This is a genomic window from Litchfieldia alkalitelluris, assembly GCF_002019645.1.
GTDB classification, from domain to species: Bacteria; Bacillota; Bacilli; order Bacillales; family Bacillaceae_L; genus Litchfieldia; species Litchfieldia alkalitelluris.
This window is the reverse complement of sequence record NZ_KV917374.1, coordinates 2,218,965-2,233,747: the sequence shown is the minus strand read 5'-3', so window position 1 is coordinate 2,233,747 and position 14,783 is coordinate 2,218,965. Positions and strand designations below refer to the sequence as shown.

At 35.9% G+C, this 14,783-nt stretch carries 17 protein-coding genes and 1 other annotated feature; of the genes, 2 read left to right on the top strand and 15 right to left on the bottom strand.

Going from position 1 to position 14,783, the window contains the following annotated elements:
- Window positions 1-19: 19 nt before the first annotated feature.
- Window positions 20-772, bottom strand: coding sequence for a TrmH family RNA methyltransferase (locus tag BK579_RS10185; protein WP_078545197.1), 753 nt, complete (start codon window positions 770-772; stop codon window positions 20-22).
- Between the two features lie 129 nt (window positions 773-901).
- Here BK579_RS10185 and sspI point away from each other — a divergent pair, with 129 nt between their 5' ends.
- Window positions 902-1,111 carry a small acid-soluble spore protein SspI gene (sspI, locus tag BK579_RS10180; RefSeq protein ID WP_078545195.1) on the top strand — a complete coding sequence of 70 codons (210 nt, stop codon included), beginning with the start codon at window positions 902-904 and terminating at the stop codon, window positions 1,109-1,111.
- Between the two features lie 691 nt (window positions 1,112-1,802).
- Here the strand turns inward: sspI and BK579_RS10175 are convergent.
- Together BK579_RS10175 and BK579_RS10170 are read right to left on the bottom strand one after the other, a co-directional pair.
- Window positions 1,803-2,888 (bottom strand): M42 family metallopeptidase, encoded by a 1,086-nt coding sequence (locus tag BK579_RS10175; RefSeq protein ID WP_078545194.1) that lies wholly within the window; start codon window positions 2,886-2,888, stop codon window positions 1,803-1,805.
- Window positions 2,889-2,979: 91 nt separating this feature from the next.
- A complete protein-coding gene (locus tag BK579_RS10170; protein WP_078545192.1) occupies window positions 2,980-3,468 on the bottom strand; it encodes a dUTP diphosphatase in 489 nt (162 codons plus the stop codon).
- A 123-nt stretch (window positions 3,469-3,591) separates the two neighbouring features.
- Here BK579_RS10170 and BK579_RS10165 point away from each other — a divergent pair, with 123 nt between their 5' ends.
- A complete protein-coding gene (locus BK579_RS10165; protein ID WP_169891118.1) occupies window positions 3,592-3,984 on the top strand; it encodes a sigma-w pathway protein ysdB in 393 nt (130 codons plus the stop codon).
- 21 nt (window positions 3,985-4,005) lie between these two features.
- Here the strand turns inward: BK579_RS10165 and BK579_RS10160 are convergent, their stop codons facing one another.
- The 12 genes from BK579_RS10160 to BK579_RS10105 form a co-directional block, all read right to left on the bottom strand.
- Window positions 4,006-4,596 (bottom strand): TVP38/TMEM64 family protein, encoded by a 591-nt coding sequence (locus tag BK579_RS10160; protein ID WP_078545190.1) that lies wholly within the window; start codon window positions 4,594-4,596, stop codon window positions 4,006-4,008.
- 93 nt (window positions 4,597-4,689) lie between these two features.
- A complete protein-coding gene (locus tag BK579_RS10155; protein ID WP_078545188.1) occupies window positions 4,690-4,971 on the bottom strand; it encodes a DUF1294 domain-containing protein in 282 nt (93 codons plus the stop codon).
- Between the two features lie 70 nt (window positions 4,972-5,041).
- Window positions 5,042-5,398, bottom strand: a complete 357-nt coding sequence (rplT, locus tag BK579_RS10150) for a 50S ribosomal protein L20 (RefSeq protein WP_078545186.1) — start codon at window positions 5,396-5,398, stop codon at window positions 5,042-5,044.
- Between the two features lie 39 nt (window positions 5,399-5,437).
- Complete coding sequence (gene rpmI / locus BK579_RS10145; RefSeq protein WP_078545184.1) at window positions 5,438-5,638, bottom strand: 50S ribosomal protein L35; 201 nt, start codon at window positions 5,636-5,638, stop codon at window positions 5,438-5,440.
- A 22-nt stretch (window positions 5,639-5,660) separates the two neighbouring features.
- Entirely contained in the window at window positions 5,661-6,179 is a 519-nt protein-coding gene (gene infC / locus BK579_RS10140) for a translation initiation factor IF-3 (RefSeq protein ID WP_078545182.1), read from the bottom strand.
- 94 nt (window positions 6,180-6,273) lie between these two features.
- Window positions 6,274-6,409, bottom strand: a sequence feature (ribosomal protein L20 leader region).
- 327 nt (window positions 6,410-6,736) lie between these two features.
- Window positions 6,737-8,668: a threonine--tRNA ligase gene (thrS, locus tag BK579_RS10135; protein ID WP_078550510.1), complete on the bottom strand. Its 1,932-nt coding sequence runs from the start codon at window positions 8,666-8,668 to the stop codon at window positions 6,737-6,739.
- A gap of 431 nt (window positions 8,669-9,099) precedes the next feature.
- On the bottom strand, window positions 9,100-9,963 hold the full coding sequence (gene ytxC, locus BK579_RS10130) for a putative sporulation protein YtxC (protein WP_169891117.1): 864 nt from the start codon (window positions 9,961-9,963) through the stop codon (window positions 9,100-9,102).
- An 802-nt stretch (window positions 9,964-10,765) separates the two neighbouring features.
- Window positions 10,766-11,554: an ATP-binding protein gene (locus BK579_RS10125; RefSeq protein ID WP_078545178.1), complete on the bottom strand. Its 789-nt coding sequence runs from the start codon at window positions 11,552-11,554 to the stop codon at window positions 10,766-10,768.
- 13 nt (window positions 11,555-11,567) lie between these two features.
- Window positions 11,568-12,251 carry a hypothetical protein gene (locus BK579_RS10120; protein ID WP_078545177.1) on the bottom strand — a complete coding sequence of 228 codons (684 nt, stop codon included), beginning with the start codon at window positions 12,249-12,251 and terminating at the stop codon, window positions 11,568-11,570.
- 30 nt (window positions 12,252-12,281) lie between these two features.
- Window positions 12,282-13,655 (bottom strand): replication initiation and membrane attachment family protein, encoded by a 1,374-nt coding sequence (locus tag BK579_RS10115; RefSeq protein WP_078545175.1) that lies wholly within the window; start codon window positions 13,653-13,655, stop codon window positions 12,282-12,284.
- A gap of 146 nt (window positions 13,656-13,801) precedes the next feature.
- Window positions 13,802-14,260: a transcriptional regulator NrdR gene (gene nrdR, locus BK579_RS10110; RefSeq protein ID WP_078545173.1), complete on the bottom strand. Its 459-nt coding sequence runs from the start codon at window positions 14,258-14,260 to the stop codon at window positions 13,802-13,804.
- A gap of 114 nt (window positions 14,261-14,374) precedes the next feature.
- A complete protein-coding gene (locus BK579_RS10105; RefSeq protein ID WP_078545171.1) occupies window positions 14,375-14,749 on the bottom strand; it encodes a cytosolic protein in 375 nt (124 codons plus the stop codon).
- Window positions 14,750-14,783 lie beyond the last annotated feature (34 nt).

Below are 14,783 nucleotides of genomic sequence, written 5' to 3'. Positions count from 1 at the left end.
CTTTCTAAAAAATAAGTAGTTATCGTAAATGATAGATCAGAATGGCAGCTGCAATTGCTACATTTAAAGATTCACTCTTTCCATAAATAGGGATGTACAAATTCTGAGTCGTTAATGAAAGAAGCTCCTTGCTTACACCATTACCTTCGTTACCAACGATTAAGGCAAATGCCCCTTGGTTTTGTACTTCTTGATATGGTTTCGCATTTAGTAAGGCCGTTCCGTAAACCGGGACCCCTTCTTCTTTTAAATTATGAACCCAGTCAATGAGATTTCCCTTAATAATCGGCAAGTGAAAAACGGCTCCTTGTGTTGAGCGAATCACCTTTGAATTATACGTATCAACCGTTCCATCACCGACTATAATTGCATCTACTCCTGCAGCTTCAGCAGTTCTAATCATCGTGCCAAGATTTCCGGGATCTTGAACTGCATCAATTAAAAGTAATCTTGAATTTTCTAACTTCAAGTCAGGCTTGGACACTTGTTTACAAACAGCAGCAATCCCTTGAGAAGTTTCCGTTTCAGATATTTCTTTAATAATTTCTTCAGTTACTATCGTTACGTTTATGTTTGCCAAATCCCACTCTGAGGGAATTTTGACATTTTCACTAATTATAATTTCAGCAACCACATCCGGATATGCTATTGCTTCTTCGACTAAATGAAATCCTTCAATTAAGAAGGTGTTTGTTTTATCTCTTTCTTTTTTTGTTTGTAGTTTTTTCCATTGTTTAACTTGCGTGTTTTTTACTGATTCGATTTTTTTCAATGATGATAACTCCTTTTAACAGTAGGTCCTCACTATTTTCTTCATTATATCTTAAATTAAATACATAATAAAATGAATCTTAACAAAAGATAAATATGAAAATGGAATACATAGGAAGGGTGTATAAAAATGAACTTAAACTTACGTCATGCAGTTATTACAAATGTGACTGGTAATTCCCAGGCTGAATTACAGGATACAATCGTTGACGCCATTCAAAGTGGAGAAGAAAAAATGCTTCCTGGACTAGGTGTATTGTTTGAAGTGATTTGGCAAAACGCTAGTCAGGATGAGAAGCAAGAAATGCTTACAACGCTAGAGCAAGGTTTGAAAAAATAAACGTTTTAAAAAGGCTGTCGAGTTGCGTACTCGGCAGTTTTTGTTATAAAACTTTCAACTTTCACCAACCTACAGTTGTTTTTTTATACTTTCACCAACCTATAGTTGGTTTTTTTATACTTTTAACCAACCTATAGTTGGTTTTTTTATACTTTCACCAACCTACAGTTGGTTTTTTTATACTTTCACCAACCTACAGTTGGGTTTTTATACTTTTACCAACCTATAGTCTACCCTGAAAAAAGAAATGCTGAAGGCGCTCGTTCATCGGCGACAGGCATAAGACGAGCCGGCTAGAAGGTTGCTTTTTAACCTTCTTGCCGGATTGACTTATGACCTCGAGCCGATAGCGCCTGAAGCTAGACACTAAGCTAAGTATAGTTTTTCATACTCCATGGTGCTAATTTTAATTAGCATAGAGGTCTACCCTGAAAATAACTAAGGTTGAGAGCTCCATGAGCTGCGATCACTTGCTTTCCGCGGGGCGATCCGTGAGCCTCCTCGTCGCTTTTCAGCTCCTGCGGGGTCTCACGTGACCGCTATATCCCGCAGGAGTCAAGTGGCTCTCCGCTCATTCCACACTAGGTGAATGCACTATTTTCATATTTCATGGTGCAAATACTCATTCGCATGAAGGTCTAAGCCATAAAAAAGAGGCAGACCATATATTGATCTACCCCTCAAACATGTATTATTCAAATGTAATTTTATCCACTGTTTCCTTATCTAAACGTTTAATTACTTCCACAATTAACTTTACTGCATTTTCATAGTCATCACGATGAAGAATTGCAGCATGTGAGTGAATGTAACGTGTAGCGATTGTGATCGCTAGTGAGGGTACACCTTTGAAGCTTACATGGATTGCACCAGCATCCGTTCCTCCACCAGGAACATAATCAAATTGATACGGAATATCAAGTTCATCAGCTACATTTGTTACATAATCTCGAAGCCCTTTGTGTGACACCATTGACGCATCATATAATATCACTTGAGGACCTTTCCCCATTTTACTTAATGCTTCTTTTTCAGTAACTCCTGGAGTATCACCAGCAATACCTACGTCAACTGCAAAGCTTAAGTCTGGTTGAATTAGTTGTGCAGAGGTTTTTGCACCTCTTAAACCAACTTCTTCTTGAATCGTTCCTACACTATATACTGTATTAGGATGTTCTTCACCTTTGAGCTGTTTGAGAACGTCAATTGCGATCGCACAGCCAATACGGTTATCCCAAGCTTTAGCCATTAACATTTTAGGATTGTTCATAACTGTGAATTCAAAATATGGAACAACCATATCCCCAGGTCGAACCCCAAATTCCGTTGCTTCTTCACGACTTGACGCTCCGATATCAATGAACATATCCTTAATCTCAACAGGCTTTTTGCGAGCTTCTGGTGATAAAATATGAGGTGGTTTTGATCCAACAATACCTGTTATATCGCCCTTACTTGTTACGATTGTCACACGCTGAGCAAGCATTACCTGTGACCACCAGCCACCAACAGTTTGGAATTTAAGGAAGCCTTTATCATCAATATTAGTAATCATGAATCCAACTTCATCTAAGTGGCCTGCAACCATAATTTTTGGACCTTCAGCCGTACCTGTTTTTTTTGCAACTAAGCTTCCAAGTCCATCTGTCGTTACCTCATCTGCATAAGGAGTTATGTATTTTCTCATTACATCACGTGGTTCTCTTTCATTACCAGGAATCCCTTTAGCGTCTGTTAAATCCTTTAACATGGTTAGTGTTTCATCAAGCTTTGTCATTTGTTCAACTCCCTAATTATGTAATCACATGTATCCATTTAGTAAACAAGTTTATTATACAAAAAACTAGTTCAAAAGTACAAAGAAGCGATTAATAGCCTTGTTCTTGCCTCTTAAAATTAACCTCATTTTTCGCAACATACGCATCAATAATCTGTTCTTGAGTAAAGCCTAAATGATAGGCTAGTGAAAAATAGTCTTGAACAAGCTTCACAAAATCCTCTTTCGAACGGGTTTCTTGAAGCTTTGTTACTCTTTGAAAGATTAGCAGAAATTGATCTACCGCTGTTGATGATTGATTTGAGTTAATATGTATTTCTTCCTTAGTATATCCTAACTCTATCCCAAGCGATAAAATAAAATGAACACCATCAACAAATTCTTCTAGGATAATAGTTTCACTTGCAGGAGGTTTTAAGCTCCAATATTTAAAGCTTCTTGTTTCATTCGCTAATTCGCCCAATTCAACAAGCAAAGCCAAAACCTTACGATCAAATAGGCTCTCTTTTTGAAGTTGATGTTGTTCAACAATATGTTGATCAAGAACTGATTGCATTTTATAAAGTGTATGTAAATTCACTTACTTCATCTCCTTTTGGTCCATAGATAAAAATTATATCAAATTATCATACTAAAAATGAAACCTTTTGAAAACTGATACGTAAATATACAGAATATATCTGTCTAGGAGGATTTTCCCGGGATGATTGTCTTATTACTAAGATTACTTTTATTTGCTGCCATCTTCTTTATTATATTTACAATTATTAAATATCTATTAAGTCCGAAACGAAAGCTTGAACTAGCACATGAGCAGAAGAAATTTTATTTTTTAGATGATACGAAAAATGTAAGGAAGAATTTTCTCCTCACATATAAAGGGGTAATGTTTGAAGGGGAGAAATATTTAGGTACAACTAATCGAGCATTTGATGTGATTTCCATATTTGTATGGACCAAAAACAATGCAGAATTAAAAGGCCTAACGTATGATGACTTTAATGTGATTGAACGAAAAATTAAAACCAACTATCCTAATGCTAAAATAGACTGGAAGAGTCCTATTAAAGAATTTCTCATAAAAAAACAACAGTGATCCTGGATCACTGTTGTTTTTTTACTTTCCAAATCGTTTCTGCATGCTGGGATTAAAGAATTCATGCCATTTAATAATTACCTGTTTTTCTCTAAGAAGATAAAATAAGAGTGTCATAGATAATAAAATTAGCACAATCATCGTTGATGAAAATTCCCTTATAAATTGTCCGAATACAGTAAAAAATAGTGCAACTGGTATATTTGTGATAATCGAGCTTTTGGAATACTGCCGAAATCCTCTTGTTACTTCAATTAAACATAATGAAAGCAAATGAAAGTTTATAAATGGTACTAGTCGCAAGATAGCAATTTGACCAATCGTGAAATTCGCTTTATTACCGAGCCATTTTTCCTTTAACCGGCTAATTTTATTAAAAATTTGAGGCATTTTTTTATATAAAATATAAAACACGATACTTAGTAATGATAGACCAATCAGAGAATATAGAGTCCCAAATAATGATCCAAATAAAATCCCACCAACTATACATATGACTTGAACAGGTAATAATAAGAACGGTCTTATTAGGTGTAAAAGAATAAATGCCATTGGTGCAAGCATCCCAGTTGATTCTACAAATACAAAAAGTAGTGACATTGTATCATCCACGCTTAGTCACCCCTTCTCTAGTTAAATTCACCTTAATGGTAAATTTGTTCAATTGCCGCCCGGTTATTTAAGGATATACAAACCTGATTGTTTTTATGACAAATAAAGTAGCAAATAAATATATCCAGTTCCCGTTAACACTGCTAACACTGGTAGGAAAACTCTAAATGATAGATGTTTTGTTTTATGCCGAAACTTAAACATTCCAATCGTTAGCCCGAGGCTCCCCCCGAGTACTGCCGTTACCCAAATCTGTCGTTCACTTATTCTCCATTCATTCTTTTTCGCCTTTTGTTTATCAGTATACATGACGGTATAGCCATAGAAATTAATAATCAAATATGTAAGTACTACTGGCCAATAATTGTTTTCCATTCATTTCCCCCCATAAAAAAAGATCATTCTCTAATATTACTAGAGAATGATCTTTTCATCTATATATGAATTATTTAAGGTTGCTTTTAGCAACTGTTGCTAATTCAGCAAATGCTTTTTCATCGCTAACAGCTAGGTCAGCAAGCATTTTGCGGTTTACTTCGATACCAGCAACTTTTAATCCGTGCATTAAACGGCTATAAGAAAGACCGTTGATACGAGCAGCTGCATTGATACGAGTAATCCAAAGCTTACGGAAGTCGCGCTTCTTTTGGCGACGGTCACGATAAGCATACATTAATGATTTCATTACCTGTTGGTTTGCTACTTTATATAATGTATGTTTTGAACCATAATAACCTTTTGCTAATTTTAATACCTTTTTACGACGTTTGCGTGTTACTGTACCGCCTTTTACTCTTGGCATTGTGTTTCCCTCCTAGATCTATCTTCCAATTATGCGTTTTTATTTAATATTGTCTAATAAGTGACGAATACGCTTGAAATCACCTTTACTTACTACAGCAGATTTACGTAATTTACGTTTTTGCTTTTGAGATTTATTACCGAATAAGTGGCTTGTATATGCGTGTGAACGCTTAAGCTTACCAGATCCAGTTTTCTTGAAACGCTTTGCAGCGCCACGGTGTGTTTTCATTTTTGGCATGGGGTGTTCCTCCTCAATTCAATTACTTTTCGTTTTTCGGTGCTAACATTAAGAACATACTGCGTCCGTCCATTTTTGGTGCAGACTCAACTGTACTAACTTCCGCACAAGCTGCAGAGAAACGGTCTAACACACGTTGACCAATTTCTTTATGTGTAATGGCACGGCCTTTAAAACGAATTGATGCTTTTACTTTATCCCCTTTTTCAAGGAACTTGATCGCATTACGCAATTTCGTATTAAAGTCATGCTCATCAATTGTTGGACTCAAACGAACTTCTTTAACATTAATAATCTTTTGGTTTTTGCGGGCTTCTTTTTCCTTCTTTTGTTGTTCAAAGCGGAATTTCCCATGATCCATAATTTTGCATACAGGGGGTTTCGCATTTGCTGCCACTACTACTAAATCTAAGTTTACTCTTGCAGCAATTTCAAGTGCTTCTTGCTTAGTTTTAATCCCAAGCTGTTCACCATTTTGATCAATCAAACGAACTTCACGTGCACGAATGCCCTCATTAACCATCATGTCTTTGCTAATAATTAGCCACCTCCAAGGTTATTTGCCGAATTCTTATTTGATATGCCGGACACGGCTCCTACAACCGACATTTTTTTATTGAACATGTTTCAGGTTTACAAATAAAAAAGTGTGGATGCATAGTACACCCACACTTACGATTTCAATTAAATGAATAAAAGACATCTCGTAAACCTGCTAACTACAATATTTTGTGTCAATCAGGTGAGAAGCGGGTGCTTCTGCTTTTTACCAAACAAGTATTCAGTTTCCTCAGTTACTATAACATGCATTTGTACTGCACGTCAAGTACATCGCTTTTTTTAGCACAAAAATTATTGTAACAGAGTCTTAATTTTATAGCAAGTTTTTTTGTATGAATCTGTCGAATCAAACAATATTTGATAGAATCGTATCATTTATAAGCTTATGATTCAGTTGTGCCTTGAGTTCGGACAACTTTTGCTTCTTTGGGTTCAAAGCTGTCTGAAGTCCATCCATCTTCGAACAACTTAGGCTCTTTTAACTTAGTACTTGTCTGAACTTGAGACACCTTCAGACAGGTTTTGCTCTCCTCGATTTTAACGATTTACTTCCTGCTTTAAGCCCGAAACAAATGATTCAAAGCTAACAGTTTCTGATTTTTGCTCACCGTATTTACGAACATTAACTGCCTGCTCTTGGACTTCATTATCTCCAACAACGAGCATATATGGGATCTTTTGCATTTGAGCTTCACGGATTTTATAGCCGATTTTTTCATCTCTTTCGTCAAGCTCCACACGGAATCCTTGAGCTTGTAAATCTTCTTGTACCTTTTTCGCATACTCAAGATGTGCATTTGGTGAAACTGGAATCACTTGTACTTGAACAGGTGATAGCCATGTTGGGAATGCCCCTTTGTATTCTTCAATTAAGAAGGCAACGAAACGTTCCATAGTTGATACAACACCACGGTGAATAACTACTGGACGGTGCTGTTTACCGTCTTCACCTACATATGTTAAATCAAAACGCTCTGGTAATAAGAAGTCTAACTGAACTGTTGAAAGAGTCTCATCTTTTCCTAAAGCAGTACGAACTTGAACATCTAGCTTAGGACCATAGAATGCAGCTTCTCCTTCAGCTTCATAATAATCTAAGCCTAGGTCATCCATAGCTTCTTTTAACATGCTCTGAGCTTTTTCCCACATTGCATCATCGTCAAAGTACTTTTCCTTATCTTCTGGATCACGGTAAGATAGGCGGAAGCTATAGTTTTCCAAGCCAAAGTCCTTATAAACCTCTTGAACCAAGTTTACTACTCGGATGAATTCTTCTTTAATTTGATCAGGACGAACAAAGACGTGTGCGTCATTTAATGTCATTCCACGTACACGCTGTAATCCTGATAACGCTCCACTCATTTCGTAACGATGCATTAATCCAAGTTCAGCAATACGGATTGGTAATTTACGGTAGCTATGGATTTCATTTTTGTACACCATCATATGGTGTGGACAGTTCATAGGTCTTAATACTAGTTCCTCATTGTCCATTTCCATTTTCGGAAACATTCCATCTTGATAATGATCCCAGTGTCCAGAAGTTTTGTATAAATCAACACTTCCAAGGACTGGAGTATATACATGGCTATAGCCCAGTCTTTCTTCTTTGTCCACGATATAGCGCTCAATCACGCGACGGATTGTTGCACCTTTAGGTAACCAAAGAGGTAAACCTTGACCAACCTTTTGGGAGTTTGTAAAAAGGTTTAATTCTTTCCCTAGTTTACGGTGATCACGTTCCTTTGCTTCTTCTAAAAGGCGAAGATGCTCATCAAGCTCTGCCTTTTTGAAGAAAGCAGTACCATAAATACGTTGTAGCATTTTGTTTTTACTATCTCCACGCCAGTATGCTCCAGCAATGCTTAATAATTTAAATTCTTTAATTTTCCCAGTTGAAGGAACATGGATTCCACGACATAAATCAAAGAATTCTCCTTGTTCATAAATCGAAACAGCCTCTCCTGCTGGAATAGCTTCAATCAACTCTAGTTTTAAGTTATCATCTATTTCACTGTATAACTTAATTGCATCTTCCCTGCTTACTTCTTTTCGGACGATATCCAGATTTTCATTGACAATTTTTTTCATTTCTTTTTCAATTGCAACTAAATCCTCTGGAGTTAATGAACTCTCCATATCGATATCATAATAAAAGCCATTTTCAATAACTGGTCCTACACCTAACTTAACATCTTTATATAAACGTTTAATTGCTTGTGCCATCAAGTGGGCAGTACTGTGACGAAGAATTTCTAATGCTTCATCACCATCTTGCGTAATGATTGCAATTTCTCCATCTTCATGAAGTTCAGTACGAAGGTCGACCTGAGTCCCATTAAACTTACCAGCGATTGATTTCTTCTTTAATCCAGGACTGATTGAGCCGGCAATATCCTCAGTCGTCGTGCCTTTAGGAAACTCCTTTACTGCTCCGTCTGGAAATGTGATTTTTACTACTTCTGACATGACTTTCACTCCTTCATTTAGAATACGCCAACTCATTTTGAATTTTATTGGCAAAATAAAAAACTCGCCCCCTAAAAAAAGGGACGAGTTATTATTTATAAGTTCGTGGTTCCACCCTTGTTCCCGTGCAAGTTACTAACACCTACATGGCTCAAGAAAAAGATAACGGTTTTCCCGTCAGTAATTACAGATAGGTTTCCCTATGTTCACTACTGAAGTTTAAAGGTGGTAAGTGGTTGAATCGCGTTAGGAAGTTTCCAGCCTAGACTTCCCTCTCTTAGAACCGTAGTACAATCACTCATGTCCTTATCACTACTTTTTGCACTATATGATTTCTTTATTGATATGCTAAGTATTATAGGGTTTCTTCAAAAAGAAATCAATAGTACAACTAAAAAAAATAAAATTTAGGCTAAAGTTATCATTTCAGTTTAAATTTTTTGCTGTAATTTCACATTCTCAAAATACCCTTTTGAGTAAATATGTACACGTTCCAAAAAGATATTTTGAATGGTTTGAACCATACCATGATCAATCTCATTAGTATAAATTGCAATGGATTTAGGTGCAATCGAGACTAATGGTGCGATGACGTTAGAGTCAATATACATCGGATGATTCATGATTAATTTTCGATCAATATGTTTTGTAATCTCTGAATATTTTAATTCATTAAGTGATTCATTGTAAAAGAAAAACTGATCATCATGCAAAATATGTAACCGTTCTATTTTGGGTGTGCGGTTAACTGTATAATCTCGCAGGTTTTGAATGAAGTTTTGATATTCTTGTTCCAATTTATATTCATCAATTGCCATCTCAGTATATTTAAGTAAAATTTGCGAATAATCACGTAATCTGAACTTTAAAAAGGACTCAAATGAAAACGAAATGGTTGAATGAATAAACGAATCTAGCGCCACTCTAAGTGTTTCTTTCCTTGATTTGATTTCCTTTGCTTCTGGCAATTCTTCATATTGTCCATTAATAAGTGAATGAGCAATGGTTAAAATTTGATTTTGTTCCTCAATATCTGAAAAATAAAATTCATTTTCTATAATTGATAAAATCCATGCATCTTCTACACGGTCCAAGACAAATTGGACTAAAACTGGGATAAGTGCAGTTTGAATTGCTATTTCTTTCTTCTTCTTTATCGCTACCCTTACTTTATTTTCAACATCTTGATTGTATGTAATTTGAATATAATTAATTGAAAGAGCGTTTTTTTGCTTATTTAATCGCTCATACAATGCTTTTGCCTCTTTGGCATCTTGAAAAGAAATTTCAATCAAGTTTGTCCCCCCTTTTGCCAGTACCCTGATTCTATGTATATGGGGATGGGAACAAAATTAGAATTCTAAATCGAAACTTCTTTTAGATGTAGTTTTAATAGCTGGTCTTAGACATCTTGGAAAAGAGGAATTTGAGAAACAACTTGGGTAGAGAGTCCATTCGCTTCGTGAGCCTCCTCGTCGCAGGTGCTCCTGCGGGGTCTCACTTTGCCCCTTACCTCCCGCAGGAGTGGCGTGGCACTTTGCTCATTTCACAATGTTTATTAGCATAAAACTCTTCCCGTAAGGGACGTATCTGGTTTTCATACAACTTGTAAAGAAAGTAACTTCGGGTTCAGACAGCTTTAATTGGTTTTATGTAAAAGCTGTCTGAAGTAGCCTCGGGTTCGGACAGCTTTGATTGTTTTAAAGCAAAAGCTGTCTGAAGTAGCCTCGGGTTCGGACAGCTTTGATTGTTTTTAATCAAAAGCTGTCTGAAGTAGCTTCGGGTTCGGACAGCTTTGATTGTTTTAAAGCAAAAGATGTCTGAAGTAGCCTCAGGTTCGGACAGCTTTGATTGTTTTTAATCAAAAGCTGTCTGAAGTAGCTTCGGGTTCGGACAGCTTTGATTGTTTTAAAGCAAAAGCTGTCTGAAGTAGCTTCGGGTTCGGACAGCTTTAATTGTTTTAAAGCAAAAGCTGTCTGAAATAGCCTCGGGTTCAGACAACTTTAATTGTTTTAAAGCAAAAGCTGTCTGAAGTAGCCTCGGGTTCAGACACTTTTGCTAAAGTCAATAAAAAAAAGCAGATTCCATCTGCTTTTTTTATTGATTCATTGTAAGGTTTTTAGAACGATAGCTATGCGGGGTTTTTATTTTTATTAAATGAGATTCGTCCATTTTGTTTTTAATTCTGTCCGATATTCGGCCACCATAGCGTTCCTCGAGCTCTTTAATATCAAGGTTTGAGGTGTAGATTGTGCTTTTCCCTTGTCTTTGGTTGATTAATAAAAACATGACTTCTTCAACCCATTCCGTTTTTCGTTCAGCACCGATGTCGTCCAGTATGAGTAAATCAACAGACTCGATTGCTGAAAATAAGTCATTTTCCGAAAAATCCACATCTTTTCTGATGATACTTCTAATCACATTTAATAGCTTCGGTACATCAAAAAAGAGTGCTGTATACCCTAGGTTTTTGACGAATTTATAAGCAGAAACAGCAAGATGACTTTTCCCTCTTCCCTTTTCTCCATATATATAAATGGATTCCTTTTTCGTAAAGGTTTCAAGGTAATGATAAATTCTTTCAACAGCTTCGTCTAAACTTTCATAATCAGCTTTGAAGTTAGAAAACTCAGCATTTTTAAGATCATCATTTAAAATTGAGAATCTCTCAAAGAACCTAATTTTTGCTTGTCTAGCCGCTTCGATTGTTTCAGAAGCAAGCCTACAATCACATTCATTCTTCAAAATTTGCCATTGCCCCTTTTTTTCACCACCGATGATTTTCATCCTAACGGTTTTAACCTCTCGATTACATTTTGGACAAGTGTACAAATCAAGTATCTCCATATTCCCCATATCCCCAATCAACTTTCCAATTCTCTCCATTTCTTCACTCCTCTCATAATTTTAATACTTGCTTAACCACTTCAACATGTACTCCTGTTAATTTTGCAATCCTGGGTAACGAGTAAGAACCTTGTTCGTATAGTGATCTGATAAGTGCTTCAACATGCTGCCCTTTCTTTTCATCCAATTTTGGTGGCTTTCTGAAAGTGATTTGCTTTTTTTTAGCTTTAAATTTAAGTGGATTTTCGGGTTGTTTATTCACTTGGCTTGGCGAACCTATAACCTTTTGCTCTTTCAATTTCGATTCTAAATCAGAGAAACGCTTTGCCCATTTATTGTCTGATGGTGGTTCACTTTCGACCTTTTTAATAGGTTCTGACTTCACAGAACTTACTTCCTGTTTCTTGGTTACTTCTAATTCTTTAAATTTTGCAGCACGTTCCTTATCTTTCTCCTTAAAGACCTGTGCTTTCTCCTCCTGCTTACGTCTCATGCGAATCGCACCATGTTCAATCAACTGCTCTTCTAGTAGCGAAAAAAACGCCTTTACACTTGAAGTTTGATTAAAACAAAAATGAAGAATGGTGGCATACTCTTTTTCTGTAAACAGGTCTTTATATAATTCATGATATTGAATAATACCATATAAGAAATTTTTGTTAACATGTTCATATAATTTTACTTTATCAGAATGATACTGAATTGCTCTTTCCAAGTATGATTTTTCCTGACTCATATACTTATCCTCCACTTAGAAAGAATTTTACTACTCACTCTCAGTATTAAGCAATTGTTTTAATTTAGCAACCCGCTCTTGCAATTCACTCTTTTCCACCTGGAAATCATCATCCTTCTTCTCAGTCTGCTTTTTCGCTGAATAGTTTCCGGTTTTACTTCCTTGTTTTTTCTGGTTTGCCCATTTTTGATATTCCCTAGTTTCCTCTTTTGCTAACTGCATTGCCTCTTGGACAGTTTTCACATTTTTTCTTGTCCAATGACTTGCTATTTTTTCGATATATGCCTTTGATAGCTTCATGTCTGTCTTTAACATCACATAATAAATCAGTACATTAACAACACCTGGGAGCAGCTTCTGGTTAAACATGATGTCTTCAATGATTTTCAAATCAACAGCTGGAGGTTCAACACCGCCAGATAAGTCGGTCAATAATTGTTTGGGAGAAATTTGTTCAAGCTGTTGAATTAATTCTTCATCCTTTGTTTTTGGTTTTTGATCCGTCATCACTCTGTAAGGAATGGGTTGAGTTCGATCTGTTAATGTTGGGAGAACATTTCCGTTTTCAAACTGGTACCAATCTCTTGCAGCTTTTCTTAGCTTCTCAATATCTATGTTTTCCGTGTGATCAATGGCACTCATCACAATATTTTGCATATCGATTGGATTTATATCGTAGAGGAATGATAATTTTTTTATGGCTTCTTTTACTTTTGGAGTGATTGATTTACTTGGTATCATCACATCTGACATGCCAGTAAATAACAAATCAAAGTCAAACCGATCTGCATTAATACTAATTGATTGAGCCTGTCCATTTGTTATAAATTGTTGGTCTGGTTCTAGTTCAATCGTTTGTAGAGCCTCTTGTGATAGGTTAGACACCATTTCCTTTGGTTTCATCGAACTGAATACCTGATCAAATGATTTGGTTATCGGTTTATACACACTCATGTCAATCGTAGCATCCGAGAAAAAACGTTTAAGCTTTAAAAATTTGTTCTTTCCCACCAAATTATACAGGTAAATATTCAACATTCCGTCATTAAAGAATTCATGTGGGGTGAGTGGTGATTGTAGTTCATAAACAAATAGTCTTGTCTCATCTTTTTCATTAACAAATGTTTTTAATAACCCAATCCCCTCTAATTTTATGCGTTCATTGTATATTTCTTTTAAATTAAGCTGCTGTAGGAGCATCATACTATGATGTGAACTCTCGCTTCCCCATAGTCGATTTTGCTCAAGCTCACTCCACAATGTAAGATAAAGACTAAATGCCTTAGCCCCGATTAGAGGCTGATATAGTAGTGTAAGTATGTTTCTATCATAGTCATTTAAGTATCCTGAAGATTTTACAATATATCGATCAACTGGAAGTAACTCTTTCCAATGCTGTTCCATTCCTCATCAAAGCCTTCCCTAAAAAAAATCATAAATATTATTACTCTTTATGAGCCTTAGTCAAATAGTTTATCTAATTTGATACGTAATTATCAGTAGCATAATCATGTTTAGTTAAGAAAAAGAGCCTAGTAAGTAAGCTCTTTTTATCGTTCTTTTTTAATTAGTTCTTTCAATTCTTCAATAAAGACATTAATATCTTTAAACTGACGATATACTGATGCAAAACGTACATATGCAACCTCGTCAATGGTTGAAAGTCGATCCATCACTAATTGACCAATCGAATCACTGCTGACTTCAGAAATTCCTAAATTGCGAAGTTCCTTTTCAACATCGTGAGTAATATCTTCTAATTGTTTGAGAGCTACTGGTCGTTTCTCACAGGCCTTTATTAACCCTCGGAGCATTTTCTCTCTGCTAAATTCCTCACGAGTACCTTCCTTTTTTACAACAATTAGTGGAATTTCCTCGACCTTTTCAAAGGTAGTAAATCGATATTGACAGTTTTCACATTCGCGCCTTCTTCTAATAGCTCGTCCATCGTCAACTGGTCGAGAATCTAATACTCTAGTTCCATTGTATTGACATGTAGGGCATTTCATCTTATTACAGCTCCCATCTCTTTGTAGAGAAGATCCCAAAAGTCTTAAGCTTTCATTACTTTAATTTTATAAAAAATACGTAACAAGTACAAGCTTTTATAAGGCGTAATGAGATTATTGTCCACCACGTAGAAATGGTAATTTAGAATCTAGCTTATTATAAAGGTTATTGATTTCTTTTTTACTATACCCAAAATCAATTGGTATGAAGCCACTTTCAGTTGTAACAGAAAAATCAACAGAAGTTTCAAATGGACGAACACTAATAATTGTGACAACAATAAAAGCCTTTTTACTCTTAATGCTTAGCTCTCCACGTTCCTCAGAAACAGAAGTTACTTTATATCCATTCATTGACCCAAATAATTCTTGAACCGCTTCCAATGCTTTCTTTTGTGTGGTCTTGTAGTAATGGCTTCGCAAAGCTGGATCCTGATGTTCATCTCTTGTTTCATTATGATTTGTAAAAAAACTCTTAAACTTTCCCATTAAATTCGACACTCCTTTTGTCATAGCTGTTTTA

What these genes read in the sequence shown, in the direction of transcription:
- BK579_RS10165 (WP_169891118.1), top strand. Translation starts at nt 3,592, where the DNA reads ATGATTGTCTTATTACTAAGATTACTTTTATTTGCTGCCATCTTCTTT.
- BK579_RS10125 (WP_078545178.1), bottom strand. Translation starts at nt 11,554, where the DNA reads ATGGAGAGAATTGGAAAGTTGATTGGGGATATGGGGAATATGGAGATA.
- rpmI (WP_078545184.1), bottom strand. Translation starts at nt 5,638, where the DNA reads ATGCCAAAAATGAAAACACACCGTGGCGCTGCAAAGCGTTTCAAGAAA.
- nrdR (WP_078545173.1), bottom strand. Translation starts at nt 14,260, where the DNA reads ATGAAATGCCCTACATGTCAATACAATGGAACTAGAGTATTAGATTCT.
- BK579_RS10105 (WP_078545171.1), bottom strand. Translation starts at nt 14,749, where the DNA reads ATGGGAAAGTTTAAGAGTTTTTTTACAAATCATAATGAAACAAGAGAT.
- BK579_RS10115 (WP_078545175.1), bottom strand. Translation starts at nt 13,655, where the DNA reads ATGGAACAGCATTGGAAAGAGTTACTTCCAGTTGATCGATATATTGTA.
- rplT (WP_078545186.1), bottom strand. Translation starts at nt 5,398, where the DNA reads ATGCCAAGAGTAAAAGGCGGTACAGTAACACGCAAACGTCGTAAAAAG.
- sspI (WP_078545195.1), top strand. Translation starts at nt 902, where the DNA reads ATGAACTTAAACTTACGTCATGCAGTTATTACAAATGTGACTGGTAAT.
- BK579_RS10175 (WP_078545194.1), bottom strand. Translation starts at nt 2,888, where the DNA reads ATGACAAAGCTTGATGAAACACTAACCATGTTAAAGGATTTAACAGAC.
- thrS (WP_078550510.1), bottom strand. Translation starts at nt 8,668, where the DNA reads ATGTCAGAAGTAGTAAAAATCACATTTCCAGACGGAGCAGTAAAGGAG.
- BK579_RS10120 (WP_078545177.1), bottom strand. Translation starts at nt 12,251, where the DNA reads ATGAGTCAGGAAAAATCATACTTGGAAAGAGCAATTCAGTATCATTCT.
- BK579_RS10155 (WP_078545188.1), bottom strand. Translation starts at nt 4,971, where the DNA reads ATGGAAAACAATTATTGGCCAGTAGTACTTACATATTTGATTATTAAT.